22 protein-coding genes are annotated in these 23,904 nt (G+C 72.0%); 18 read left to right on the forward strand and 4 right to left on the reverse strand.

What is annotated here, in order from left to right:
• Nucleotides 1-37: 37 nt before the first annotated feature.
• Complete coding sequence (locus ACWD1Z_RS12315; protein ID WP_451117940.1) at nucleotides 38-850, reverse strand: transferase; 813 nt, start codon at nucleotides 848-850, stop codon at nucleotides 38-40.
• Nucleotides 847-2,112 carry a glycosyltransferase family 4 protein gene (locus ACWD1Z_RS12320; RefSeq protein ID WP_451117942.1) on the reverse strand — a complete coding sequence of 422 codons (1,266 nt, stop codon included), beginning with the start codon at nucleotides 2,110-2,112 and terminating at the stop codon, nucleotides 847-849. The genes ACWD1Z_RS12315 and ACWD1Z_RS12320 overlap by 4 nt, the downstream gene beginning before the upstream one ends.
• 155 nt (nucleotides 2,113-2,267) lie before the next feature.
• On the opposite strand from ACWD1Z_RS12320, the gene ACWD1Z_RS12325 reads away from it, so the two are divergent.
• Both ACWD1Z_RS12325 and ACWD1Z_RS12330 read left to right on the forward strand, forming a co-directional pair.
• Nucleotides 2,268-3,911 carry a serine/threonine-protein kinase gene (locus tag ACWD1Z_RS12325; protein ID WP_451117944.1) on the forward strand — a complete coding sequence of 548 codons (1,644 nt, stop codon included), beginning with the start codon at nucleotides 2,268-2,270 and terminating at the stop codon, nucleotides 3,909-3,911.
• The gene (locus ACWD1Z_RS12330; protein ID WP_451117946.1) at nucleotides 3,908-4,573 is read left to right on the forward strand and encodes a hypothetical protein; all 666 of its coding nucleotides are present in this window, start codon (nucleotides 3,908-3,910) and stop codon (nucleotides 4,571-4,573) included. The genes ACWD1Z_RS12325 and ACWD1Z_RS12330 overlap by 4 nt, the downstream gene beginning before the upstream one ends.
• Nucleotides 4,574-4,588: 15 nt before the next feature.
• Here the strand turns inward: ACWD1Z_RS12330 and ACWD1Z_RS12335 are convergent, their stop codons facing one another.
• Nucleotides 4,589-5,047 carry an SRPBCC family protein gene (locus ACWD1Z_RS12335; protein ID WP_451117947.1) on the reverse strand — a complete coding sequence of 153 codons (459 nt, stop codon included), beginning with the start codon at nucleotides 5,045-5,047 and terminating at the stop codon, nucleotides 4,589-4,591.
• A 210-nt stretch (nucleotides 5,048-5,257) separates the two neighbouring features.
• Between ACWD1Z_RS12335 and ACWD1Z_RS12340 the strand changes: the two genes are divergently transcribed.
• The 16 genes from ACWD1Z_RS12340 (at nucleotide 5,258) to ACWD1Z_RS12415 (ending at nucleotide 22,419) form a co-directional block, all read left to right on the forward strand.
• The gene (locus ACWD1Z_RS12340; protein WP_451117949.1) at nucleotides 5,258-7,342 is read left to right on the forward strand and encodes a DUF4139 domain-containing protein; all 2,085 of its coding nucleotides are present in this window, start codon (nucleotides 5,258-5,260) and stop codon (nucleotides 7,340-7,342) included.
• 8 nt (nucleotides 7,343-7,350) lie between these two features.
• Nucleotides 7,351-8,910, forward strand: coding sequence for a DUF4139 domain-containing protein (locus ACWD1Z_RS12345; protein WP_451117951.1), 1,560 nt, complete (start codon nucleotides 7,351-7,353; stop codon nucleotides 8,908-8,910).
• Between the two features lie 277 nt (nucleotides 8,911-9,187).
• Complete coding sequence (locus ACWD1Z_RS12350) at nucleotides 9,188-10,771, forward strand: ABC transporter substrate-binding protein (RefSeq protein ID WP_451117953.1); 1,584 nt, start codon at nucleotides 9,188-9,190, stop codon at nucleotides 10,769-10,771.
• A gap of 20 nt (nucleotides 10,772-10,791) precedes the next feature.
• Nucleotides 10,792-11,760, forward strand: coding sequence for an ABC transporter permease (locus tag ACWD1Z_RS12355; protein WP_451117954.1), 969 nt, complete (start codon nucleotides 10,792-10,794; stop codon nucleotides 11,758-11,760).
• Nucleotides 11,750-12,631, forward strand: a complete 882-nt coding sequence (locus tag ACWD1Z_RS12360) for an ABC transporter permease (protein WP_451117955.1) — start codon at nucleotides 11,750-11,752, stop codon at nucleotides 12,629-12,631. Before ACWD1Z_RS12355 ends, ACWD1Z_RS12360 begins: the two co-directional genes overlap by 11 nt.
• A 56-nt stretch (nucleotides 12,632-12,687) precedes the next feature.
• Nucleotides 12,688-13,599, forward strand: coding sequence for an ABC transporter ATP-binding protein (locus ACWD1Z_RS12365; protein WP_451118462.1), 912 nt, complete (start codon nucleotides 12,688-12,690; stop codon nucleotides 13,597-13,599).
• On the forward strand, nucleotides 13,592-14,266 hold the full coding sequence (locus tag ACWD1Z_RS12370; protein ID WP_451117957.1) for an ABC transporter ATP-binding protein: 675 nt from the start codon (nucleotides 13,592-13,594) through the stop codon (nucleotides 14,264-14,266). Before ACWD1Z_RS12365 ends, ACWD1Z_RS12370 begins: the two co-directional genes overlap by 8 nt.
• 48 nt (nucleotides 14,267-14,314) lie before the next feature.
• A complete protein-coding gene (locus tag ACWD1Z_RS12375) occupies nucleotides 14,315-15,283 on the forward strand; it encodes a threonine ammonia-lyase (protein WP_451117959.1) in 969 nt (322 codons plus the stop codon).
• 8 nt (nucleotides 15,284-15,291) lie between these two features.
• Entirely contained in the window at nucleotides 15,292-15,771 is a 480-nt protein-coding gene (locus ACWD1Z_RS12380; RefSeq protein WP_451117960.1) for a DUF5990 family protein, read from the forward strand.
• 371 nt (nucleotides 15,772-16,142) lie between these two features.
• The gene (locus ACWD1Z_RS12385) at nucleotides 16,143-16,346 is read left to right on the forward strand and encodes a cold-shock protein (protein WP_004986771.1); all 204 of its coding nucleotides are present in this window, start codon (nucleotides 16,143-16,145) and stop codon (nucleotides 16,344-16,346) included.
• Between the two features lie 240 nt (nucleotides 16,347-16,586).
• Nucleotides 16,587-18,080, forward strand: coding sequence for a DEAD/DEAH box helicase (locus ACWD1Z_RS12390; RefSeq protein ID WP_451117962.1), 1,494 nt, complete (start codon nucleotides 16,587-16,589; stop codon nucleotides 18,078-18,080).
• A gap of 100 nt (nucleotides 18,081-18,180) precedes the next feature.
• The gene (locus ACWD1Z_RS12395; RefSeq protein ID WP_451118464.1) at nucleotides 18,181-18,420 is read left to right on the forward strand and encodes a CBS domain-containing protein; all 240 of its coding nucleotides are present in this window, start codon (nucleotides 18,181-18,183) and stop codon (nucleotides 18,418-18,420) included.
• 453 nt (nucleotides 18,421-18,873) lie between these two features.
• Nucleotides 18,874-19,227, forward strand: coding sequence for a helix-turn-helix domain-containing protein (locus tag ACWD1Z_RS12400; RefSeq protein WP_451117963.1), 354 nt, complete (start codon nucleotides 18,874-18,876; stop codon nucleotides 19,225-19,227).
• A 135-nt stretch (nucleotides 19,228-19,362) separates the two neighbouring features.
• Nucleotides 19,363-20,055 (forward strand): class I SAM-dependent methyltransferase, encoded by a 693-nt coding sequence (locus tag ACWD1Z_RS12405; protein ID WP_451117965.1) that lies wholly within the window; start codon nucleotides 19,363-19,365, stop codon nucleotides 20,053-20,055.
• A gap of 219 nt (nucleotides 20,056-20,274) precedes the next feature.
• Nucleotides 20,275-21,573 carry an MFS transporter gene (locus ACWD1Z_RS12410; protein WP_451117966.1) on the forward strand — a complete coding sequence of 433 codons (1,299 nt, stop codon included), beginning with the start codon at nucleotides 20,275-20,277 and terminating at the stop codon, nucleotides 21,571-21,573.
• 219 nt (nucleotides 21,574-21,792) lie between these two features.
• Complete coding sequence (locus tag ACWD1Z_RS12415; protein WP_451117967.1) at nucleotides 21,793-22,419, forward strand: hypothetical protein; 627 nt, start codon at nucleotides 21,793-21,795, stop codon at nucleotides 22,417-22,419.
• Nucleotides 22,420-22,541: 122 nt separating this feature from the next.
• On the opposite strand, the gene ACWD1Z_RS12420 is transcribed toward ACWD1Z_RS12415, so the two are convergent.
• Nucleotides 22,542-23,744: an Ig-like domain-containing protein gene (locus ACWD1Z_RS12420; protein WP_451117968.1), complete on the reverse strand. Its 1,203-nt coding sequence runs from the start codon at nucleotides 23,742-23,744 to the stop codon at nucleotides 22,542-22,544.
• Between the last annotated feature and the right edge of the window lie 160 nt (nucleotides 23,745-23,904).

Consider the following 23,904-nt stretch of genomic DNA (forward strand, 5'->3'; position numbering starts at 1 on the left):
AAGACGGCCGCTGGGGCTCACTGTGGCCGAACAGCTGTCACCTCCACGGAGAGGTCGTTGTCGACCGTGTAGTACGGGCGCACCACGGCACCGGCGAGGGTGGCCGAGGGGTACACGAAGACTTCCTTGCGCTCCGCCAGGTCGTCGAGGAGACGGCCGATACGGGCGGTGGCTCCGGCGGCGGATCGAGGCTGCACGCTGAGGTCCCAGACGCGGTCGCCCACGGCTCGGGCGGCGACCAACTCGGCGAAGTCCACGGTGACCGCCGGCCACCGCTGTCGACCTGCGGCTCCCGGGTCAGCTCAGCGCCCTTGGTGCCCCTGGCACGCAGTCGTACCACGGCTCCGGCCGCCAGCGGGGCGCCGTGCGACCGCGCCGTGACCGTCATCGACCCGTCCGTCACGGCAATGCCCTCGACCTCGGCGTGCGCGGTGCGCAGCCATGTCCGTACCGCGAGATAGCCGTCCTTGGTGGTGTACGGGACCCGCACCGCCACCGGCGAGGGCCAGTCACGGGTGTGCCCGTCGACCAGGGCCCGCACGTCCCGCAGGGCGGGCCGCAGGCGCTGTCGCGGCGCTCCCGGTTCGGGCAGCAGGTGCACGTCCCACCGTCCCTCGGCGAGAGCGGGCCACGGCTCCAGGACGGCGCGCCGGGTGCCGTCGTGCACCGCTTCGGCCGCGAGGACGCGAACGGTCTCCCCGGTCTGTCCCTTCTTCGGACGCAGCCGCAGCAGCACCTGGGGCTGTGGCGCGTCGAGGGCGGGAAGGCGGAAGGTGATGCGGCCGTCCGCGTCGGCCGTGCAGTGGACCCGGAGCTGGGTGTCCTGGGTCGTGCCCGGTTCCCGGTTCATCGCTGTCCTTTCCGTACGGCGCGCAGCGCACCGCCGGCCGCGGCATGGGCGGCGTCGCGCGCGGCGAAGCCCCGGCTGACCAGGGCGCGCTGGATCCCGTGGCGTTCCGGGGCGACCGGCCGGCCGGCCCTTCTCGCCGACATCGCCTCCTCTATCAGGCGTTCGGCCTGCTCGACGACGGGACCCGGGGCGAAGCGGCGGGCGTTCTCCAGGGCCGTACGGCCCATGCGCCGGCGTCGCTCGTCGTCGCCGACGAGTTCGAGCAGAGCCTCCCCCAGCGCCGCGCTGTCCCCGACCGGCACCAGTCGGCCGTCCTGTCCGTCCTTGATGATCTCGCCGGGGCCGTAGGGGCAGTCGGTGCTCACCACGGGCAGTCCGCAGCGCATCGCCTCGACGAGGGTCATGCCGAACGGCTCGAAGTCGGACGCGGCCGCGCCGATCGAGCCCTTGACCCACTCCGCTTCCATCGGGGCGGCCGCACCCATCAGGAAGACGTTGTCGTACAGGCCCAGGCGCTGGATGAGCTGACGCAGCCGGTCCCGCTCCTCCCCCTTGCCGTAGATCCGCAGCTGCCAGTCCGGGTGCTCGGCGGCCACCCGGGCGAACGCCTCCACCAGCAGGTCGTAACGTTTCACCGGAACCAGCCGCCCGGCCGCGACCACCACCTTCGCGCGGCCGTCCGCGGCAGGCAGCAGAGGGTCGGGGACGCTGTTGGGCAGCGCCTGCACCCTGACCCCGGGCAACCGCGTCTTGCGCCGGTAGGCGGCGGCGTCCGCCTCCGTGACGGTGGTGAGCACGTCGAGCCCCCGGTAGGCCCGGCGCAGCGCGGTGCGCAGCGCCGGCGGGTGGTTGTCGAGGGTGAGGTGCTCCTGCCCGACGCGGACGACATGGGGCGGGGCCTGGGACGCCAGGTGCACATTGAGCCCGGGGCGGGTGCCGATCACCACGTCGGCGTCGGTCCCTTCCAGCCACTCGGCGATGCGCCGGTCGGTCAGCTCGCTGTACTGCCGGTAGCGGTACTCGGCGGCGGGGAACACGCGCGCGGGTCTCCCGTGGAGCGGATCGTCCTTTTCCGTCCGCAGGTCCACCAGCGGTCGCAGGGAGACCCTCGGATCCACGGTGAAGTTCGGGCGTTCCCGATGGCGTAACACCGAGACGATCTCCACGTCGTGGCGCGCGGCCAGTGCCTGAGCCAGGTTGAGGGTGGTGGCGATCGTGCCTCCGATGCCGTACACGTTGTGGATCAGGAAAGAGATCTTCATGGCGGACCAGACCTCTCCAATCCCCTTTTCGTTGCCCGCCGTTACCGCTTTGTTCTCTTTTCGATCATGGTTCCGGGGTGTGTCACGGTCCGGGTACGTCCCACCTTTGCGTCGGGTCCCGCAACCGCGGTGGCCGAAAAGGTGTCTCTGAGCGCATGAGCACATGGGAAGTGCCCGGCTACACCGACTCGCTGGAACTGGGCTCGGGAGCGAGCGGGCGGGTCGTGCTGGCCGTCCACGAGGAGACCGGCGTCGCGGTCGCCGTGAAGTACCTCAGCGAAGCACTGCTCACCCGGCCCGGCTTCGTCTACGGCTTCCGGGCCGAGGCCCGCCTGCTCGGCGGCCTGGAGAGCCCGTACGTCACCGGTCTGTACGAGTACGTGGAGAGCCCGCACGGCGCCGCCATCGTGATGGAGCTGGTGGACGGCGTCTCCCTGCGGACCCTGCTCACCCGGCACGGCCCGCTCGCCCCGGAAGCCGCGCTCGTCGTCCTGAAGGGATCGCTGCTCGGCCTGGCCGACGCCCACCGTGTCGGTGTCGTCCACCGCGACTACAAGCCGGAGAACGTCCTGGTCGTGCCGGACGGATCGTCCAAGCTCGTCGACTTCGGGATCGCGGTGGACTCGGGCACCAGCGCCGGCGTGGCGGGCACCCCGTCGTACATGTCCCCCGAGCAGTGGACCGGCGCGCCCGCCTCGCCCGCCGCCGACGTCTACGCCGCCACGGCCACCTTCTTCGAGTGTCTGACGGGCCGCAGGCCCTTCTCGGGCGGCAACGTCGCCGAGCTGGCCTTGCAGCACGTCGAGGCGCCCGTCCCCGCCGAGGAGGCTCCCGAGGCCGTACGGGAGCTCGTCCGCCGCGGTCTGGCCAAGGACCCGGAGCAACGGCCCGCGCAGGCAGCGGAGTTCGTCACGGAACTGGAGGCCGTCGCCGGCACCGCCTACGGGCCCGACTGGGAGGAACGGGGCCGGGGACGGCTCGCGGCCCTGGTGGCGCTGCTGCCCCTGCTGCTGCCCTCGGGCCGGGGCACCCCGCGCACCACCACGGACACCGCCCGCACGATCCTGCCCCGGCAGGGGCCCGGCCCCGTCCCCGCACGGTCATGGCTGCCCGGCCGGCCCGGCATGCTGGTGTCGGTCGCCGCCGTCGTCCTCGGAGCGCTCCTGGCCTTCGGCACCCCCTTCGACCCCGGGCCCGCCGCTCAGCAGGCGGCACAAGCCCTGGCCACGACCAGCGCCCAGCCCGGCGCGGAACCCGCGGGAACCGCCGTGCCCACGGCGTCCGCCTCCCCCACCTCGACCACCACCACGTCGGAGAGCCCGTCGCCCTCAGCGGACCAGTCGCCCTCGGACCCGGCGGCCACCGAGAGCGAAGCACCCCCTGTCGTCGGAGGGGAGGGCACGACGCCACCGCCCGCGGGCACCGAGACCACGGCGGCCCCGACGACCGCCGCTCCCCCTTCCCCGGCCGCCCCCGCCGTCAAGGCCGTCTCGGTGTCGGGCTTCAGCCAGACCGGCCCCACGACCGCCACCGCCACCCTGAATGTCACCACCGACGGCACCGGGCCGATCTCCCTCACCGTCTCCTGGTCCACGAGCGACACCAGCGGACAGCCCGGCGCCGCCGACGGTGCGCCGCAGACCTTCACGCGCAGCGGGGCCACCACGTACGCGGTCACCGTCGACCACACGTTCCAGAACACCGGCTGCTACTGGACGGTCCAGGCCACCACGGACCCCGGCGCCGCCGGCGGTGCCGCCTCCCAGCAGCTCCTGACCAGGCGGTGCGACATCCGATGACCGCTCACGACGACCGCGCTCCCGCACGGACCGAGGACCGCGAACCGACGCGGATCCCCGCATCGGCCGAGTACAGCGCCACCGTGCTGGCCAGCCACTGGGTCCAGGGACCGACCTCCAGCGACACCCTCGTCGAGGCGACCCCGTCCGCGCCCCCGCCCGACCGCGTCGACGGCACCGTGCTGCGCTTCGGCCCGGGCGTCACCGCCGCCGTCGCGCACCGCACGCACGTGACACTCCCGACGATGACCGCGCCCCCGGCGCCCCCTCGTCGGCGGTGGCGCAGACACGCGCTGCCGGCCCTGGTGCTGGTCTGTGTCCTCGGATTCCTCGCCTGGCAGCGCGTGGGGCCGTCCGTCGAGGTGAGCGCGGTGGCTGTCACGGCCCGGCCGACGGTTCTCGGGTGCGACGGCACGGCGGACATCGTGGGCGTGGTGACGACGAACGGCAGCCCCGGCACGCTCTCCTACCGCTGGACCAGAAGCGACGGCACCACCTCCGGCGTCCTGCGCGAGGTGCTGGTGAGGGGCCAGGAGCAGGCACGCCTGCACCTGAGGTGGACCTTCCAGGGCGAGGGCCACCGCATCGCGCGGGCCGAACTCGAGATCCTCTCGCCGACCGGTGTTACGGCCACCGCTCAGTTCACGTACGCCTGTCCCTGACGGTTCGGCAACAGCTCAGCTCGGGGCGATCGCCGACTCGGCCGCCGCTTTGATGCGGGCACCGAACGCGGGGGCGTCCTTGCGGGCAGCGGCGAGCGCCAGACCGACGAGGAGCTTGCCCAGGCCATGGCCTTCCAGGACGTTGAAGATGCGGAGCCGGGTCCGGTCACCGGGCAGGGGCTCCAGGTCGTAGCCGCCCTCACTGGCGGTGACGCTGTTCTTCGACACCTCGGCCCACCGGATCAGTCCCGGGGCTTCGAGCGCGGTGATGCGGAACTCCCGTGCCGTCTTCATCCCGGCGTCCTTGACGGTGCTGCGGAAGACCGTCCCCACAGCCGTCGGCGCGTCGGGAACGCGCTCGATCTTCAGGACGCGGGGGCTGAACCGCGGATCGTTGCGGCCGTCGGCGAGGTACGCGAACACTGCCTCGACGGGTCGGTCGATCTCGACGGTCGCTTCGAACGTTCCTGACATGAGCGCTCCTCGATCACTTCAACCCCACGGTGTCCGTGACTCGGTTCGAACGAACTCCGCGGACCGCCCGTCTGCCCTAGCGGGACCCTACGGGACCGTCCGGTCTCCCGCGAGCCCGCGGGCGTGACGCCGGTTCGGACCACCGCTCGGCACCTGAAGTGCCGTGGGCGCTAGGCTTCGCGCGGCACGGATACGACGGGGGCGGCACGTATGAAGTCCGAGGAGACACCGCGGTGGGCGTCGGCCCTCGACGCGGTCGTGGTGTATGCGCAGGGCGCGATGTGCAGCCGGCGGGCGCGGGGTTCCGTGCCGCCGGACGGGCGTGTGCGGGTCACGGGACTGCCTCGCTCGATGGACCCGGGGTCCCTGCGCGCCCGGGTGCTCGGCGACAGCGGAGTGCGGGTCACCGAGGTGCGCATGGAGGTGGACGCCGAGCCGTCCGTCACCGGCTCCTCCCCTGAGGTGCGGCAGGAAGTGGAGCGGCTGCGCGACGCCCACGGCGCGGTGCAGGGGCGCCGCGACCGGGTGCTCGCGCGCATCACGGAGGTCACGGACCTGTGCCCGGTTCCGCCGCCGCGCAAGCGCGACGACCCGCATCGCCGCACCCCCGCCGAGGCGTGGCTGACCCTCGCCGACTTCGTGGACGAGCGGCTGACGGCCCTGCACCACCGCCTCACCGAACTGGAGGCGGAGCTGGACCGCCTCGGACACGAACTCACCGTCGCCGCCGACCGCTTGGCCCGGGCCTCCACCGACGCCCCCTCCGCCCACGTCCGGACCACGGTCTGCGCCGTCCTGACCCTCGACGGACCGGGTGAGGTCGCGGGTGAGGTCGAACTGGAGCTGGAGTACGGCGTGCCGGGCGCCGTCTGGGTCCCGGCGTACCGGCTGGCCTACCGGCAGAGCGCCGACAGCGGCAGCCTGGTGCTGCGTGCCTCGGTCGCGCAGCGCACCGGAGAGGACTGGACGGGGGTGCGCATCGCCCTGGCCACCGCCGATCTGCGGCGCCGCACCGACCTGCCCAAGCTGCGCTCGCTGCGCATCGGCCGCCGCCAGCCCGTCCCCGCGCCGTCCGGCTGGCGCGAGCCCCCGGCGGGCCTGGCCGACCTGTTCACCGGGTACGACTCGGCGGGCCCGCGCCCTCAACCGCGTACGACTGCGCCCCCGATCGCCGTCGGCGGCCCCGTTCCGCCTCCTCTCCCCGCGCCCCCGGCATACAGCGGAGCACCCGCACGGCCCGGCGAACCGGGCAGCGCCCGCATGCCACAGGCCGACGCGCCCGACCGCTCCACTGCCTACGGGCAGGCCCCACCGCAGCCACTCGCCCGCCCCCGAGGCAAAGCAGGCGGCGCACCGGCCCCCGCTCTCGCCGCCATGGCACCGGCCGCCGGAGGGCCCCCGCCGCCACCAGCCCCCTCCGGCCCGATCGCCCCGCCGCCCCCCACGCCGGTGACCGGTCCGCCGCGCCCGAGCGGCGACGAACTGGACTACGCCGCGCTCCACCTCAGCGGCCCCGACGAGCCCGCCGCGCGCAGGGGCCGGCTGTTCCCCGGCACGCCGTTCGACCCGGTGGCCGCCGAACACCGCCGCCGGGCCGAAGCGGTGGCCTCGCTGCCGCTGCCCGGGCACGCCGTGCGGCCCCGTGAGTCGGCGGGTTCCTTCGACCATCGCTACGACGCCGTCGCCCGCGCGGACATCCCCTCGGACGGCACCTGGCACACCGTCACCATCAGCGAGATCCCGGTCGGTCTGCGCACCGAGTACCTGTGCGTGCCGTCCGCGGAACAGCGGGTGTACGGGACGCTCGTCCTCTCCAACGCCACCGGCCAGGCGCTGCTGGCCGGCCCGGTGGAGGTCACCGTAGACGACGACTTCCTGCTGACCGCCGCGCTGCCCACGCTCGCCCCCGGCGGCGTCCGCCGGATGGGGCTCGGCCCCGCGGAGGGCGTCCAGGTCACCCGGCGCACCCACCTCGACGAGTCCACGGCGGGCCTGCGCAACAACGTCACCGTGCTCGACCACCGCGTCCAGGTGGACCTGGCCAACCGCCTCGCCCGGCCCGTCTCCGTCGAGGTCCGCGAGCAGGTGCCGGTCACCTCCGATCCGGATGTGCGGATCGACGAACGGGCCGACTGGACGGTGCCCAACGAGGGCGCGGGGCCCGATCACCACGCCCCGGGCACCCGCGTGTGGCGTGTCGACCTGCCGCCCGGCGGCACCGTCGCGCTGCACGGCGGCTACGAAATCCGTATCCCGGCCGCGAAGGCCCTCGTCGGCGGCAACCGCAGGAGCTGACACACACCATGTCCACGGATCCGGACCTGATCCCCGCCCCCGTCACCGCCGTCACCTGCCTGGAGGACCGCGCCCAGGTCGAACGCAGCCTCGCCCTCGACCTGGGAGCGGGCGTGCGGCGGCTGCGGCTCGGGCCGGTCACCGCGCTCGCGGTCGACCGCACCCTGCACGCCGAGCTGAGCGCCGACCATCAGACAAGCGTCCTCGACGCCCGCATCGTCCGCGCCTGGACGCCGCGCGGGCCGCTGCCCGCCGCCGACGACTCGGCGCTGCGCCTGCGCGTCCACGCTCTGCAGGAGGAGCGCCGCACGCTGGAGCAGCGCACCGACCGGCTGCGCACCCGCCTCGACCTGCTGGCCCGCCTCGCCGCCGACCTCCTGCGCGAGATAGGCGAGGGAGCCGGTACGGGCGAGACGGACCCCACGCGCTGGAGCCGGGAACTCGACCGCGTGGACGACGAACGCGACGCCCGCAGCGAGGAGTTGCGCACCGCGCAGGCCCGGCTGGCGGTGCTCGCCACCGAACTCCAGGAGACCGGGCACGCCATCCGTCTGTCCGAGCAGAGGCCCGCCGAACTGCTCGGTCATGTCGAACTGACCGTACGGTCCGCGGCGGCGGGGCCGGCGCGGCTGCGGCTGACCCACCTCGTGCCCTGCGCGCTGTGGCGCCCCGCCTACCGGGCCGTGCTCGACGCGGACACCGTGACGCTGGAGACGGACGCCATGGTGTGGCAATGCACCGGCGAGGACTGGTCCGACGTGGCCCTCACGCTGTCGACGGCCCGCTCCGCTGCGGCGAACGAGCCGCCGACCCTGGTGGAGGACCGGCTGACGCTGACCGACCGCTCCCCCGCCGAGCGGCGCACCGTCGAGGTGGAGGTGCGCGAGCAGGAGATCGCCGACCTCGGCCCGGCCCCCGTGCTCGGCCTGCCCGGCGTGGACGACGGCGGTGAGACCCGGGTGCTGCGCTCCCCCGCACCCGTCTGCGTCCCGGCCGACGGACGCGCCCACCGCGTGCCGCTCTCCTCCGTCGCGGCGCCCGCGCGCAGCGAGTACGCCTGCGCCCCCGAACTGTCCCCGCTGGTGACCCAGGTGGTGCGGTTCGACAACTCCTCCGGGCACGCGCTGCTCGCCGGGCCCGTGGACCTGGTGCGCGGCAGCGGGTTCAGCGGGCGCGGCACACTCGGCTTCACCGCTCCCGGCGGGCCCGTCGAGCTCGCGTTCGGCAGCCACGACGACTACCGGGTGGTGCGGTACGCGGAGGAGTCCCGCGACACCGCCACCATGACCCAGCGGACCACGGTCACCCACACGGTACGCCTGCACCTGTCCCGCTTCTCCGCTCCCGGAGCGCAGGGCGATCGGACCGTCGTGCTGCGCGAGCGGATGCCGGTCTCCGAGGTCTCGGCAGTGGACGTACGGCTGCGCAAGGAGGGCTGCTCCCCCGTGCCGGACGCGGTCGACGACGAGGGCATCGTCCGCTGGCACATCACCCTGCCGCCCGGCGCCCGGCGCACGATCACCCTCGTGTACGAGGTCTCCGCGAGCGGAAAGGTCAGCGGCCTCTGAGGACGGGGCGGCGACAGCCCGGCGGGGGTGGGACGAACTGACCGAGCCCGTGCCCGACGACCTGCGGCGCGAGGACGCAAACCGCACCTTCGGACACACCGCCCCGGACCTCCACGACGTCATGCTGCTCGACCTGCGCTGAGCATGCCGTAACCCCGCGCCTTCCACTCCCTATCCAGACGACCCCACTCCGGCACCCCCACCCCGCGTGACACCGCACCCCTTATTGCAATTAATATGCAACAGCTTTGGATCTTCGATAAGGGTGTGAGGTCGCATGACGGTCCGACGGATACGGACAGCCGCCGCCACGGCGGCGGTACTCACGGGTGTCGCCGCCTGCTCGGCCCCCGGCAGCAGCACGGGTGGCGACACGGCCGACTCCGTCGTGATCGGCGTGGCCTCCGAGCCGGACACGCTCAGCCCGCTGCTCGGCTACGGCAAGGACGGCAACTCGAAGATCTTCGACGGACTGCTCGCCCGGGACGCCGACCTGAAACTGAAGCCCGCCCTCGCCAAGGCGCTGCCCAAGGTCGCCGACGACGGCCTCACCTACACGTACACCCTGCGCGACGGCGTGAAGTTCAGCGACGGCGAGCCCCTGACCTCCGCCGACGTGGTCTACACGTACGAGACGATCCTCGACGCGAAGACCAACAACACCAGCCGCAGCGAACTGGACGCCATCGAGCGGGTCCGCGCGGACGGCGACGACAAGGTGGTCTTCGACCTCAAGTACCCCTACGCCCCCTTCGCCGGGCGCACCGTGCTGCCCATCGTCCCGGAGCACATCGCCGCCGAGCAGGACCCCAACACCGGCTCGTTCAACAGCAAGCCGGTCGGCACCGGCCCCTACGTGCTCGCCTCCTGGAGCAAGGGCGAGAAGCTCACCTTCAAGGCCAACCCCGACTACTGGGGCGGTGCGCCGAAGGTGACGAAGGTGACCATGGCGATCATCGAGGACGACAACGTGCGCGCCACCCGGCTGCGCTCCGGCGACCTCGACGGCGCCGTCCTGCCTCCCAACCTCGCCGCCACCTTCGCGAACGACAGCGGCAGAAGGACGTACGAGGCGAAGACCTACGACTTCCGCGCGGTCACCCTCCCCCAGGAGAACGAGGTCACCGGCGACCGGGCGATCCGGCAGGCCCTGGACGCGGCCGTGGACCGCCGGGCCATGGTCGACACGATCCTGGACGGCGCCGGCCACCCCGCGTACGGGCCGCTGCCCGTCGACGACCCCTGGTTCGCCCCCGGCATCGAGCGCGAGCACGACCTCGCCAAGGCGCAACGCATCCTCGACGAGGCCGGCTGGAAGACCGGTGAGGGCGGTGTCCGCGCCAAGGACGGCCGGCGGGCCTCCTTCACCCTGCTGTATCCCTCCGGCGACAAGGTCCGCCAGGACCACGCCCTCGCCTACGCCTCGGACGCCAAGAAGGCCGGCATCGAGGTGAAGGTGGAGAGCGCCACCTGGGAGGTCATCGAGCCGCGCATGAAGAACGACGCGGTGCTGGCCGGCTTCGGCAGCAACGGCGACCCCGACTTCGGCCTCTACACGCTGCTGCACTCCTCCCTGGCCGGCGACGGCTTCAACAACATGGGCCGCTACGACGACCCGGTCGTGGACGAGGCGCTCGACACCGGCCGCCGCAGCTCGGACGAGTCGACCCGGAAGGCCGCCTACGCCGACCTCCAGCGCGAGCTGGTGAAGAACCCCGGCTACACCTTCCTCACCCACATCGACCACGTCTACGTCCTCGCCGACCGCTGGGCGGGCCTGACCACGCAGACCGAGCCGCACGAGCACGGCTTCGCCAGCGGCCCCTGGTGGAACCTCGAAGCCTGGCAGCCGAAGAAGTGACCGCACTCCCCTGGGGAGCGATGGCACGCCTGGCGGGGCGACGGCTGCTGTTCATCGCCCCGATCCTGCTCGTGGTCACCTTCGGTGTCTTCGCGATCGCCGCCGCCTCCCCCTTCGACCCGGTCAAGGCGTACGCCGGCACGGCGGCGCTCGGCGCCGACACGGAGACGCTGGAGCGGCTGCGCCAGAACCTGGGCGTGGACGAGCCGTTCACCAGCCGCTGGTGGAACTGGCTGACCGCGGCGCTCGGTGGCGACCTCGGCCAGTCCAGCGTGCTGCGGCAGCCGGTGGCCCAGGTGATCGGCGAACGCCTCGTCTGGTCCTCGCTGTTGTGCGCGGTCGCGTTCGTGGTGGCGGTGCTGACGGGCACGCTGCTGGGCGTCCTGGCGGCCCGTCGTCCCGGCTCGCTGCTGGACCGGACGATCACCTCCGTCGCGTACTCCCTGGAGGCGGCCCCCGTCTTCTGGCTCGCCCTGCTCGCCGTCTGGCTGTTCGCCCTCCAACTCGGTGTGCTCCCGGCGGGCGGCTTGACCGACACCGCGAGCGAGCACGTCACCCCGGGCCAGGTCGCGAGCCACCTCGTGCTCCCGGCCGGCGTCCTCGCCGTCTCCCAACTCCCCTGGTTCACCCTGTACGTCCGCCAGGGCGTCGGCGACGCGCTCGCCGAGGATCCCGTACGGGGCGCCCGCGCACGCGGGTTGAGCGAACGCACCGTGCTCCTCGGCCACGCCCTGCGCTCCGGGCTGCTGCCGGTCCTCACCCTGGTCGGCTCCAGGGTCCCCGAACTCATCACCGGCGCCCTGCTGGTGGAGAGCGTCTTCAGCTGGCCCGGCATCGCGGCGGCGACCGTCGAGGCGGCCACCGCCGTCGACTTCCCGCTCCTCGCCGCGCTCACCACGCTGGCCACCGCCGCCGTACTCCTCGGCAATCTCCTCTCCGACCTGCTCTACGGCCTGTTCGACCCGAGGGTGAAGTTCAGTGACATGTGAATCGCCTCCAGCGACGGCCTGGCGGTCCTACGGCACCGACCGCCGTTCCACCCGGTCGGTGCGCGTACGTGTCTCGGCCGCAGTGGTGGCCGTGACCGTCCTCGCCGTGCTCCTCGTACCGCCGCTGGTCCAACTCGACCAGCAGGCCGTCGATCTGTCCGCGAAACTGCTCCCGCCGAGCTGGTCCCACCCCTTCGGCACCGACGACCTCGGCCGGGACCTGCTGGTGCGCTGCGTCTACGGACTGCGCGTCTCCCTGCTGGTCGGGGTCGTGGCGGCGCTCGCGGCGACCGTGCTCGGCACGGCCGTCGGAGCGACCGCCGGAGCGCTGGGCGGCTGGGTCGACCGAGGGCTCATGCGGATCGTCGACACGGTCTCCGCCGTACCCCACCTGCTGCTGGGCATCTTCATCGTGGCCATGTTCCGGCCCGGGGTGTGGCCGGTGGTGGTCTCCGTGGCACTCACCCACTGGCTGTCCACCGCACGGATCGTGCGCGCGGAGACGCTGTCCCTGCGCTCGCGGCCGTACGTCGACGCCGCCGTCTCCGGGGGCGCCTCCCGCCGACGCGTGGCGGTACGGCATCTGCTGCCCGGCGTACTGCCCCAGGCCGCGCTGGCCGCCGTGCTCATGGTGCCGCACGCCATGTGGCACGAGTCGGCGCTGTCCTTCCTCGGCCTGGGCCTGCCCACCCATACCGCCAGCCTCGGCACCCTCATCCAGGGCGCCCAGGGTTCGCTGCTCGCCGGGCAGTGGTGGCCCACCCTCTTCCCCGGCCTGTTCATCATCGTGCCCACCCTCGCCATCGCCGGTCTCACCGGAGCCTGGCGGGAGCGGATCAACCCCCGGCGCCGATCGGAGCTGATGCTGTGACTCCCCCAGCCGGCCCTCCCGTGCTCTCCGTACGCGGACTGTCCGTACGCTTCCTGATGCCCGGCGCCCGCCGGATCGCGGCCGTCACCGACGTCCACTTCGAGGTGGCCGCCGGCGAGTGCCTGGCCCTGATCGGGGAGAGCGGCTGCGGCAAGTCGGTCCTCGCCTCGGCCCTGTTGGGGCTGCTGCCCGCCAACGCGCAGGCCGCCGGCGAGGCCCGCCTCGGTGACCTGGACGTCCTCGCCGCCGACGAACGCACCCTCGCCCGCACCGTACGGGGCCGCCTGATCGGGCTCGTGCCGCAGAGCCCCGCCGCCCACCTCACCCCCGTCCGCACCGTCCGGTCCCAGCTGGAGGAGACGGTCGGCGCGCTGACCGACGTCCGAGGGCGGACCGCGCTGCGGCACGCGGCCGAGGCAGCCGCCGAACGCGCCGCCTTCCCCGCCGACCACCTCGACCGCCACCCGCACGAACTCTCCGGCGGGCTCGCCCAGCGCGCCGCCACCGCCCTCGCCCTCGTCGGCGACGCACGCCTGCTCCTCGCCGACGAACCCACCACCGGCCTCGACCGCGACCTGGTCGACCACACCGTGACCGAACTGCGCCGTCACGTCGACACCGGCCGGCACGCCCTGCTCGTGATCACCCACGACCTGGCCGCCGCCGAGCGCATCGCCGACCGGGTGGCCGTGATGTACGCGGGCCGGATCGTCGAACTCACCGACGCGAAGGCGTTCTTCGGGGCGCCGGGTCCTCGCCACCCCTACAGTCGCGGCCTCCTCGACGCCCTCCCCGACCGCGCCTTCACCCCGGTCCCGGGCATGCCGCCCGAACTCGGCGACCTCCCCGACGGCTGCGCCTTCGCCCCCCGCTGCGAGCGGGCCACGGACGCCTGCGCCGCGATCCCCCGGACCACCGACGGCATCGCCTGCCACCACCCGCACGTACGGGAGGACCTCCGTGCTTGACCTGCACGACATCACCGCCGGCTACGACAGGAAGGCCCCCGCCGTCCGCGGTGCCGCCGTGTCCGTCGCCCCTGGCGAGGCGGTCGGTCTGCTCGGCCCCAGCGGCTGCGGCAAGTCCACCCTCGCCCGGGTCGCGGCGCTGCTGCACCGCCCGGACGCGGGCACCGTGACGCTCGACGGCGAACCCGTACGACGCTGGCGCCACCGCGCCCCGCGCGCCCAGCGCACCGCCATCGGCGTCGTGTTCCAGCAGCCCCGCCTGTCCGCCGATCCCCGGCTGCCGCTCACCGACCTCATCGCCGAACCCTTGCGCGCAGGCGGCTCCCGCCACGAAGTCCCGGACCGGGTGGCCGAGTTGGCGTCGACCGTCGGCCTCACCCCCGACCTCCTGCGCCGCCGCCCCCACGAGGTCAGCGACGGCCAGCTCCAACGCGCCTGTCTGGCGCGCGCCCTGGTCCTCCGCCCCCGCTGGCTGATCTGCGACGAGATGACCGCGATGCTCGACGCGTCCACCACCGCCGCGCTCGTGGCAGCCGTCGAGGAGTACCGCGCCACCACGGGCGCCGGTCTGCTCGCCGTCGGACACGACCAGGTGCTCCTGGACCGCTGGTGCGACCGCACCCTCCACTGGGACGACGTCACCGACCGCACCGAACGGACGGTGTGACCGCGACACCTGCGTGGGGTCGGAGCCGGCGCCGTTACGCTTGCGTCCGTGCCGCAGACGCGCCTCGACACCACCCGAATCCGAGCGGCCCGCCGAGTGATCGACCCGCAGTTCCTCGACACTCCGCTGTACCGCTGCGAGGCGCTGGAGCCCGGCCTCGGGTGCGCGGTGAGCATCAAGCTCGAAACGGCGAACCCGGTCCGCAGCTTCAAGGCCCGCGGCACCGAGCTGGTCGCGGACCTGCTCGCCGAGCACGGCCCGACGGCCGTGGTGTGCGCCAGCGCGGGCAACCTCGGCCAGGCCCTCGCCTGGTCCGGTCGCGGCCGGGGGCTCGACGTGACCGTGGTGGCCTCCCGCTTCGCGACCGCGGCCAAGCTCGACCGCATCCGTGCGCTGGGCGCCCGGCTGGAGCTGGTGGACGGCGATCACGAGGTGGCCCGCGAGCGGGCGGCGGCCATCGCGCGGTACGACGGCATCCGGCTGCTCGAGGACAGTCTGGACCTGGAGACCTGCGAGGGCGCGGCGACCATCGGCCTGGAACTGGTGGACAGCACGTCGTCCTTCGACACCGTCCTGATCGCCCTCGGCGGCGGAGCGCTGGCCACCGGCATCGGTCACGTCATGAAGTCCCTGGCACCCGGCGTCGAGGTGATCTGCGTCCAGCCGCTCGGCGCACCGGCGCTGACCCGCTCATGGCACCAGCGCCGGGTCGTCACCACCGACTCGGCCGACACCATCGCCGACGGCGTCGCGGGCCGCTGTCCCATCCCGGCCGTCCTGGACGACCTCCTCCTGGTCGCCGACGACGCCGTACTGGTCCGGGAGGCATCGATCATCGCCGGTATGCGGATGCTCCTCACCCATGCCGGCCTCGTCGTCGAACCCTCGGCGGCGCTCGGCATCGCGGCGGTCCTCGAAGACCGCGACCGCTACGCCGGCCGCCACGTCGTCACCGTCGTGTGCGGCAGCAACGTCGACCTGGACGCCTATCACCGCTGGATCGGCATGGGTGGATGATGGCCGCCATGCGCATCCGCATCGACGCCGTCGACCTGCCCGGTCTCACCCGCCCCGCCCGTCCTGACGGCAAAGTGCCCGCCTACGCCGGCCTCCACGTCGCGGTGCAACGCCGTGACCGTCCCGCCGAACTCCTCGACCCCCAGCCCGGCGACGCCCCGTCCGCCACGTGGACCCTGGAGTGCACCACCAGCGCCTCGCCGACCGGCACCGAGATCGCGGGCCCCTATGTGCAGAACCGGCTGGGCCGACGGTTCATCTATCTGTCGTGGTGCGCGGCCGACGAGTCGGGCACCCTCTCGATGTTCCGCCGCGCCAAGCTCATGCTCGACGTCATACCCGCCGACGTACTCGCCGCCGCCGCGCACGACGGGCTGCTGGTCGGACGGCTAGGTTTGACCGACGCTCAAGGCGGGCCCCTGTGCGCCCGCCTCGAACCCCCGCACATCACGTGGACCCCTGGCCACGCCGACCAGGAACGGATGTGATCTTCGTCCCCACGGGGGCATTCTGGGCGCCCGCGGTTGACGCGCCCGGTACGGACGAAAACGGCGGCCCGCGGCGCATCGCAGGAGGTCATCGCGTTGCGGCCGGGGAAACCGGCGGGAACACTGCGTCGGCGTGAATCAATATCTGTCGTCGCGACATAAGAAATAACTGCGGCGCACCGCGAGTATTCCCTGACCTCCCCACCGGGACGATATCGAGGGCCGTGCGGGGACGATCACCGCGTGCTAATGTCGTCGTCAGTTGCAGGTGTGGTTGCCAGAAGGTTCATTTTCCTACGGGGTAATCAGCACGGGCGACACGAAATTCACACAGGGTGAATTTCGAACATCGTCTCCGAAGGAGAATTGACATGGCTACTGGCACCGTGAAGTGGTTCAACGCGGAAAAGGGCTTCGGCTTCATCGAGCAGGACGGCGGCGGCGCCGACGTCTTCGCCCACTACTCGAACATCGCCGCCCAGGGATTCCGTGAGCTGCTCGAAGGCCAGAAGGTGTCCTTCGACATCGCCCAGGGCCAGAAGGGCCCGACGGCCGAGAACATCGTTCCCGCCTGACACGGCAGCAACGCATACTTCGCAGCTGGGGCCCGCACCTTGGGGTGCGGGCCCCAGCTCGCTGCATTTCAGGGCGCGTGACGGGAGACCCCACCGCTTCACCTTTCGGTGACGCATTCCCCGTCGATCCGACTCGGCGCCCCCATCACCGGCCCGTTCTCGCGATTCTCTGCGCCGTTCATTTTGCTGCGGAAAATTCCTTGCTACGTGCCTACGCACCCACATCGAGGAAGGTTCCGCTTGAACCGCGCACGCACTACCCGCACGCCCCGCACCTACGACCGCTCCGGGGGTGCCCCGGCCCAGCGCTCGGGAGCTCCGCGGCGCTACCAGGGCTCCAGCCGTCGGCCGACCGCCCCGCAGGGCGAGTTCGCGCTGCCGGTGACGACGACGCCCCCGCTGCCCGCCGTCGAGCAGTTCACCGAGCTCGCCCTTCCCTCGCCGCTGGTGGCCACGCTCGGCCGTCAAGGCGTGACCGAGCCGTTCCCGATCCAGGCGGCGACCCTGCCGAACTCGCTGGCCGGCCGTGACGTACTGGGCCGTGGCCGCACCGGTTCGGGCAAGACCCTCGCCTTCGGCCTGGCGGTGCTGGCTCGTACGGCGGGCCGGAGTGCCGCGCCGCGGCAGCCGCTGGTCCTGATTCTCGTACCCACCCGCGAGCTCGCCCAGCAGGTCACCGACGCGCTCACGCCGTACGCCCGCTCCGTGAAGCTGCGCATGGCCACCGTGGTCGGCGGCATGTCGATCGGCCGACAGGCCGGTGCGCTGCGCGCCGGGGCCGAGGTGGTCGTCGCGACACCGGGGCGGCTCAAGGACCTCATCGACCGGGGCCACTGCCGACTGGACGACGTCGACATCACCGTCCTCGACGAGGCCGACCAGATGGCCGACATGGGCTTCATGCCCCAGGTCACCGCTCTGCTCGACCAGGTGCGCCCCGAAGGGCAGCGGATGCTGTTCTCCGCCACCCTGGACCGCAACGTCGACCTGCTCGTCCGCCGCTACCTGACGGACCCGGTGGTCCACTCCGTCGACCCGTCGGCGGGTGCGGTCACCACGATGGAGCACCACGTGCTCCATGTGCACGAGGCGGACAAGCACCGGACCACCACCGAGATCGCGGCACGGGACGGCCGGGTGATCATGTTCCTGGACACCAAGCACGCCGTGGACCGGCTCACCCAGCACCTGCTGACCAGCGGTGTCCGCGCCGCGGCCCTGCACGGCGGCAAGTCGCAGCCCCAGCGCACCCGGACCCTCGCCCAGTTCAAGACCGGCCAGGTGACGGTGCTGGTGGCGACCAACGTCGCGGCCCGCGGCATCCACGTCGACAACCTCGACCTGGTCGTCAACGTGGACCCGCCGGCCGACCACAAGGACTACCTGCACCGCGGCGGCCGTACCGCCCGCGCCGGCGCGTCCGGCAGCGTCGTCACCCTCGTCACCCCCGGCCAGCGCCGCGGCATGACCCGGCTGATGGCCTCGGCGGGCATCGCGCCCCGGGTCACCGCGGTGCGTTCGGGTGAAGAGGAGCTGAGCCGCATCACCGGCGCCCAAGCCCCTTCCGGTGTCCCTGTGGTCATCGCCGCGCCGGCCGTTTCCCGGCCCCGCCGTGCCGGGTCCTCCGGGGCTCCCTCGTCCCGCGGCCGCTACGAGCGCCCCGCCCAGGGGCACGCCACCGGACGACCGGCACGGCGCAGGCCGCAGCGGTCCGCCTTCGACGCGACGGCCTGAGGGTCTGCACGGTCTGCACGGTCTGACGGCATTGATCTTGGGCTCACCCATCTGCGAGGAGACAGCTTTGACAGCGGTGCACGACCCCACTCTTCCGACCATGGTCGACGGTCTGGACGCGTCCGGACCGCGGGTCCGGGACGACATGACCGTCGAGGTCGCCCTGTCCCTCCTGACCGGGGCCGGGGTCGAGTACCTCCTGCTGTGCGACGGGGACGACCAGTTGACGGGCTCGATCACCCGGGCCGAACTCGCCGTCCACCGTGGCAGCTCCACGTACACGGACCGGATCCGTCTGAGGGACGTCGCTCCGGGGGCGTATCACCCGGCGACCGCGTGACCTGACCGGACCCGGTGAGGGCCCCGCCGACATATGTCGGCGGGGCCCTCACCGCTGTCCCGGCCCCCTCGGGGGGCACCGAAGCGGGCCGCAGGCTATCTGCACCTTCGAGGAACCAAAATCTACTTTTGCGAGAGTAGACATTGAGCTTCGACATGGTTAGGCTCTGTCTCATAGAAACGGTCAAGCGAAGCTCGAGAGAAGGACGGAGGAGTAGACGCCATCAGGATCGCCCGGCCGGAGCAGTACTGGGCCGGGTACCGCAAGACCCCGGATTGGAAGGTGGTCCCCGGTCACGCAGTCGCGATCCCCGCACCCCTCTGAGCAGGGCTGGTAGCGGAAACAGAAGGTCGGCAGAGCATGAGGGCCGACAGATGGTGTTGAATTTCCTTCGGGGCCCTGGTGCCGTACGGCACCAGGGCCCCTCGACGCATTGCTGCTCAACGAGGTGACATGACAGCGGATACCCCCCTCAGTGGTCGTCTGGACGACGACGACTACCCCGCCTACACGATGGGACGGGCCGCCGAGATGCTCGGCACCACCCCGGCCTTCCTCCGAGCCATCGGCGAGGCTCGTCTGATCACGCCGCTCCGCTCGGAGGGCGGGCACCGCCGGTACTCCCGCTACCAACTACGGGTCGCGGCGCGCGCCCGCGAGCTCGTCGACCGGGGCACCCCGATCGAGGCGGCCTGCCGCATCGTCATCCTCGAGGACCAGCTCGAGGAGGCACAGCGCATCAACGCCGAGTACCGCCGCCGCGCAGGCCACGCGGCACCCGACAGCTCCGCACCCGACACCGGCTGATCCCGCAGGCGCCGCTGGAATGTGTCGGGCGGTATGACCTCTCCTGGCGCCAGGGCCCGTCCCTGGCCATGGAGGCCGGCCGTCCTCCCGCCCCCGCGATCCTCGTCGCTCGCAGGCAGGGATACCGTCGGGCGGGTGAGTGAACATGACGCCCTCGATGTCACCCGTGATGCCTACGACGCCGCTGCCGCCGTGTACGCGCAGATGTTCCGGGACGAGTTGCGGGACCGGCCCTTGGACCGCGCGATGTTGAGTGCTTTCGCCGAGGCCGTGCGGGCGGGTGGTGGTGGTCGGGTCGGGGACCTGGGGTGTGGGCCCGGCCATGTCACCGCTCATCTGGATCAGCTGGGGCTGGCGGTGTCCGGTGTCGATGCCTCGCCTGCGATGATCGCGTCGGCTCGGCAGGCGTACCCGGGGCTGCGGTTCGACGTGGGTTCGATGGCCGCGTTGGACATCGCTGACGGCGCGCTGGCGGGCGTACTGTCACGGTGGTCACTCATCCATACGCCGCCGCCGGAGCTCCCCGCGATCCTGGCGGAGTTCGGCCGGGTGCTGGCACCTGGCGGCCACCTGCTGGTCGGCTTCTCGGCCAGCGACGGTCCCGCTCAGCCGTCGCAGGTCTTCGACCACGCGGTCGCGCCGGCCTATCGGTGGTGGCCGGATCACCTCGCCGCGATGCTGCGCACGGCAGGTCTGGCCGAGGTGGCGCGGATGGTTCGTGAGCCGCAGCCCACTGACCGGCGGCAGTTCAAGGAAGTGCACCTGCTCGCCCGCAAGGCGGAGGCAGGGGCAGGGGCAGGGGCAGGGGCAGGGGCTGCCCGACCGTAATCGCCTTTCGTGTCCTGTGCGGCGGAGTTAGTGTGCCTGCGGCGAGTGATTCACGAGGAGCGAGGACATGGTCGGCCGTTCGCGCACGCGTTGACGTTTGCGGCCATGAGTGGCCGGTCATCGCGTGCTGCCCTTGATGTGGCGTGGCACAGCGAGCCTTCCCTTCCCGCTGCCTGAACGTGGTGGCTGCTCGCGTCTTCGGTTGTCCGAGGTGTCCCTGTGCCGTCCTCTTCCTCCGCTGGATCCGATTCCGGTCCGCATGGTCGTCCAAGCCTGTGGCGGGACAGCGACTTCCGCAGGCTGTGGCTGGGTCAGACGGCCTCCCAGCTGGGCGAACACACCACTCTGGTGGTGCTGCCGCTCTTCGCCGTCCTGACGCTCCATGCCGATCCCGGCCAGTTGGGCGCCCTGCGCGCGGTGGGGCAGGCGCCGATCCTGCTGCTGTCGCTGTTCGCCGGTGCGTGGGTGGACAGGTGGCGCACCCGCACGCTGATGGTGCTGACGGACGCCGGTCGGGCCCTGGCACTCGGCGCCGCGGCCGTCGCCGGCCTCCTGGGCTGTCTCGGGCTGCCGGCGCTGTTGGTGGTCGCCTTCACCGTCGGGGCACTGTCCGTGTTCTTCGACGTGGCCTACCAGGCTTCGCTGGTACGGCTGGTGGAACGGGATCAGTTGGTACGGGGCAACAGCGCACTGGAGGGCAGCCGGTCCGCCGCACAGATCGGCGGTCCCGCACTCGGCGGTACGTTGGTGTCCGCGCTGTCGGCGCCGGTCGCCGCCGCCTCCAGCGCGGTGTTCTTCGCGCTGTCGTTCCTGTCGATCAGGCGGATCGCTCGCCGTGAATCCGTCCCGGAGAGCGCGGCACGTCCTCCTCGGGTCTGGCGGCGCATCCATGAGGGCCTGCGCTTCGTCACCGGTGACACCTCGCTGCGGACGGTGTGCCTCGCATCAGCCGCCTTCCAGTTCTCCTTCGCGGCGGTGATGACCGTATATCTGCTGTTCCTGCCGCGGGACCTGCACCTGTCGGGCACCGCCGTCGGGCTGGCACTGGCGGCGACCGGGCCGGGTGCGCTGCTGGGTTCGCTGCTGGCGGCCCGCCTGCCGAGCCGCATCGGATACGGCACCGTGCTGGTGTCCGCGGCGGCGATCGGCGACGGCGTGTTTCTGCTCGTGCCCGCGCTGGGTGGCTCCCCCGCGGTGACAGTTCCCGCGCTCCTTGCCGTCAACTTCGTCTTCGGGACCTTCAGCCAGCTGGTGAATGTCACGGTCATGGCCGTCCGGCAGACAGTCACTCCTGATGGCATGCAAGGCCGCGTGGCCGCGACCATCACCTTCGTCGGCATGGGACTGACTCCACTGGGCTCACTGCTCGGCGGCTTTCTCGCGGAGGCATGGGGGACACGCACGAGCCTGCTGGTGACAGCCTCGGGCATGCTGTTGTCACCAGTGCTGATGGCCCTGTCCCCCCTGGCCCGCCTGGGCCGGACACTGCCCTCGCCAACCGTCCCCGCCGGGAGGTGAAGCAGGGACACAACACCGTAAGTCTGTTCTCCCTGCTGTATCTCAGCCACACAGCAGAGAACATCGCGGCCCTTTTCCGTAGTATCACTACGACACGACTGTGCGGCAGTAACTTTCACCGAGCGCGCAGTACCAGCCCGAACAGCACCCACATTAGGCATCGCATACGCCGCCGACGGATGACTGTTGACGGCGGCAACCAGGAAGGGCGTGAGCAACATGTCCGAAACCACTGCTCCGAACACCGAGTTGACCTCGCAGTACAACGCCCAAGTAGTCGGCGACCTCGAGCGGAACCTCAAGGAGCAGGAGCGTCTCAACGACGAAATCGCCGTGCTCCAGGCGCAGTTGGCCGCCCTGCGGCACGACCAGGCGGTCCTCGTCAGCATCCAGCAGGCCCTCGGTGTCACCGCGGAACCCGCTCCGGAGGCCGTCGCGAAGGTACCCGCCGCCCGCAAGAAGCCGGCCGCCGCATCCACGGCGACCAAGCAGACGACCAAGCAGGCAAAGGGCAAGAAGCCTGCGGCGAGCCGCAAGCGCACCGTCAAGAAGACCGCCGAGAAGACGCCGGCCGCTGCCTCCGCGTCCCCCACGCTCGTCGACCTCGTCCACGGCCACCTCGCCGACCAGCGCGAACCCCGTTCAGCCGCGGAAATCAGCACCGCACTGGCCCAGCAGTACCCGGATCGGGGCATCAAGACGACCGTCGTGCGCACCACGCTCGAGGGCCTCGTGGCCAAGAACCGCGCGCAGCGCACCAAGCAGGGCAGTTCCGTCTTCTACACCACCCCCGAGGCGGCGGACTCCCCCGCGGCCGACGAGGAGACTGCGCCCCAGTCGTCCTGAGCGGTTGTGCCGCAGGCACCGGGCGCTGGTCAGGCAGCGGCCCGGGATGCGGTGCGAGCGCGGGGCTCCGGGCAGCGACCTGGAGCAGGGATGTGTCCCGCGCGGTGACGCTGTGGCCGGATTCAGCGCAGCGCGCTCTTCTGCTGCCACTGGGTCCACGACAGGTTCCACGCGCCGAACCCGTTCCCGGGGTCGATCACGCCCTTGGTGTCCTCGCCGGTGATCTCGAAGGGGTCACCCGGGCGCACCTGACCGTAGAACCAGGCCGCGTTCGCGTCGCTCATGCCTATGCAGCCGGAACTCCGGTTGGAGTTGCCGAAGTAGCGGGCGTTCCACGGGGCGGCGTGTGCGTACATGCCCGACCAGGTGAGGCGCATCGAGTAGTCGACCATCTTGTCGTAGGCGTCGCCCAGGCCCACGGTCTCGGAGTTCATGTTGATCGTGCCCTCCTTGGCCATGAGCACGGCGGTTCCGCGCCAGGAACGCTTGTCGCCTCCGGGTGTGCCGCCGGAGACCGGGATGCGTCGCACCGTCTCGGCGTCGCGCACGAGGGTGAGCTGGTGGCGGTCGAGGTCGACCTTGACGATCTGCTGGGCGCCGATGGTGAACGTGGTCGTGTAGTCGCGTACGAACCAGCCCCCGTCCGTGCCCGAGTCGGTGCCGTTCAGCTCGGCCTTGAGTGTGACCTCGGTGCCGGGCTTCCAGTACGTCCTGGGCCGCCAGTCCACCCGGTCCCGGCCCGACCGGTCGCGTATCCAGCCCCAGGACCCCTCGGTGTTGTTCGAGGTGGCGATCCGCAGGTGCTTCTCGACCTCGGCGCGGTTCTCGACCGGATGGTCGAAGACCAGCGAGATCGGTTGGGCGACGCCTACCGTGGCGCCGGTGCCCGGCCGCCAGTCGACCTTGTTGACCTCGTCCGCCGGTGCTGTGGTGAAGGCGGCCTTGGTGCTCTCGGCGGTTCCGGTGGCGGTGCGGGTCGCTGTCGTCACCGTGTACGCCGCGCCGGGTACGGCCTTGCGGTCGGAGACCCACGACCGGCCGTCGGCGGCGACCTTGCCGGTGAGCCGGTGGCCCTCGTCGTCGGTGACACTCACCGAGGTGAGTTCGCCGCCGGTGGCGGTGACGCGTACCGGCTCGCCCGCCGGGGCCTGCTTTCCCTTGGGCGTGACGGCGACCTTGACCGGGCGGTCGTCGGCGGCCGGTGGTGCCTCGCCGTTCTGGGAGTCGCCAGCGCCGCTCGACGAGCAGGCGGTGAGGGCTGCCAGCAGGGCGGCCACGGTGGCGGCTCGGACGCGGGCGTGGGTGCGGGCACGGGTGCGCGACAACGGGACCTCCGAAGAAGGACGTTCATGGGTGGGAGATGCGGCGATGTCGTGACTGTAGAGCCGTGAAACCCGAGCTCAGCGGCGGTGGAGCAAGGTGACGGCGACTGGTGCGGAACGGTCATGGTCCGGTCACATTCGCCGGACGGAGCGGTCATGGGCC

It is taken from the genome of Streptomyces sp. NPDC002784, from assembly GCF_053592135.1.

Excerpts from the sequence above, each read along its gene's own strand:
- ACWD1Z_RS12330 (WP_451117946.1), top strand. The coding sequence starts at position 3,908 with ATGACCGCTCACGACGACCGCGCTCCCGCACGGACCGAGGACCGCGAA.
- ACWD1Z_RS12355 (WP_451117954.1), top strand. The coding sequence starts at position 10,792 with ATGGCACGCCTGGCGGGGCGACGGCTGCTGTTCATCGCCCCGATCCTG.
- ACWD1Z_RS12335 (WP_451117947.1), bottom strand. The coding sequence starts at position 5,047 with ATGTCAGGAACGTTCGAAGCGACCGTCGAGATCGACCGACCCGTCGAG.
- ACWD1Z_RS12395 (WP_451118464.1), top strand. The coding sequence starts at position 18,181 with ATGGTCGACGGTCTGGACGCGTCCGGACCGCGGGTCCGGGACGACATG.
- ACWD1Z_RS12380 (WP_451117960.1), top strand. The coding sequence starts at position 15,292 with ATGCGCATCCGCATCGACGCCGTCGACCTGCCCGGTCTCACCCGCCCC.
- ACWD1Z_RS12320 (WP_451117942.1), bottom strand. The coding sequence starts at position 2,112 with ATGAAGATCTCTTTCCTGATCCACAACGTGTACGGCATCGGAGGCACG.
- ACWD1Z_RS12350 (WP_451117953.1), top strand. The coding sequence starts at position 9,188 with ATGACGGTCCGACGGATACGGACAGCCGCCGCCACGGCGGCGGTACTC.
- ACWD1Z_RS12385 (WP_004986771.1), top strand. The coding sequence starts at position 16,143 with ATGGCTACTGGCACCGTGAAGTGGTTCAACGCGGAAAAGGGCTTCGGC.
- ACWD1Z_RS12365 (WP_451118462.1), top strand. The coding sequence starts at position 12,688 with ATGCCCGGCGCCCGCCGGATCGCGGCCGTCACCGACGTCCACTTCGAG.
- ACWD1Z_RS12340 (WP_451117949.1), top strand. The coding sequence starts at position 5,258 with ATGAAGTCCGAGGAGACACCGCGGTGGGCGTCGGCCCTCGACGCGGTC.
- ACWD1Z_RS12325 (WP_451117944.1), top strand. The coding sequence starts at position 2,268 with ATGAGCACATGGGAAGTGCCCGGCTACACCGACTCGCTGGAACTGGGC.
- ACWD1Z_RS12345 (WP_451117951.1), top strand. The coding sequence starts at position 7,351 with ATGTCCACGGATCCGGACCTGATCCCCGCCCCCGTCACCGCCGTCACC.
- ACWD1Z_RS12415 (WP_451117967.1), top strand. The coding sequence starts at position 21,793 with ATGTCCGAAACCACTGCTCCGAACACCGAGTTGACCTCGCAGTACAAC.
- ACWD1Z_RS12315 (WP_451117940.1), bottom strand. The coding sequence starts at position 850 with ATGAACCGGGAACCGGGCACGACCCAGGACACCCAGCTCCGGGTCCAC.
- ACWD1Z_RS12400 (WP_451117963.1), top strand. The coding sequence starts at position 18,874 with ATGACAGCGGATACCCCCCTCAGTGGTCGTCTGGACGACGACGACTAC.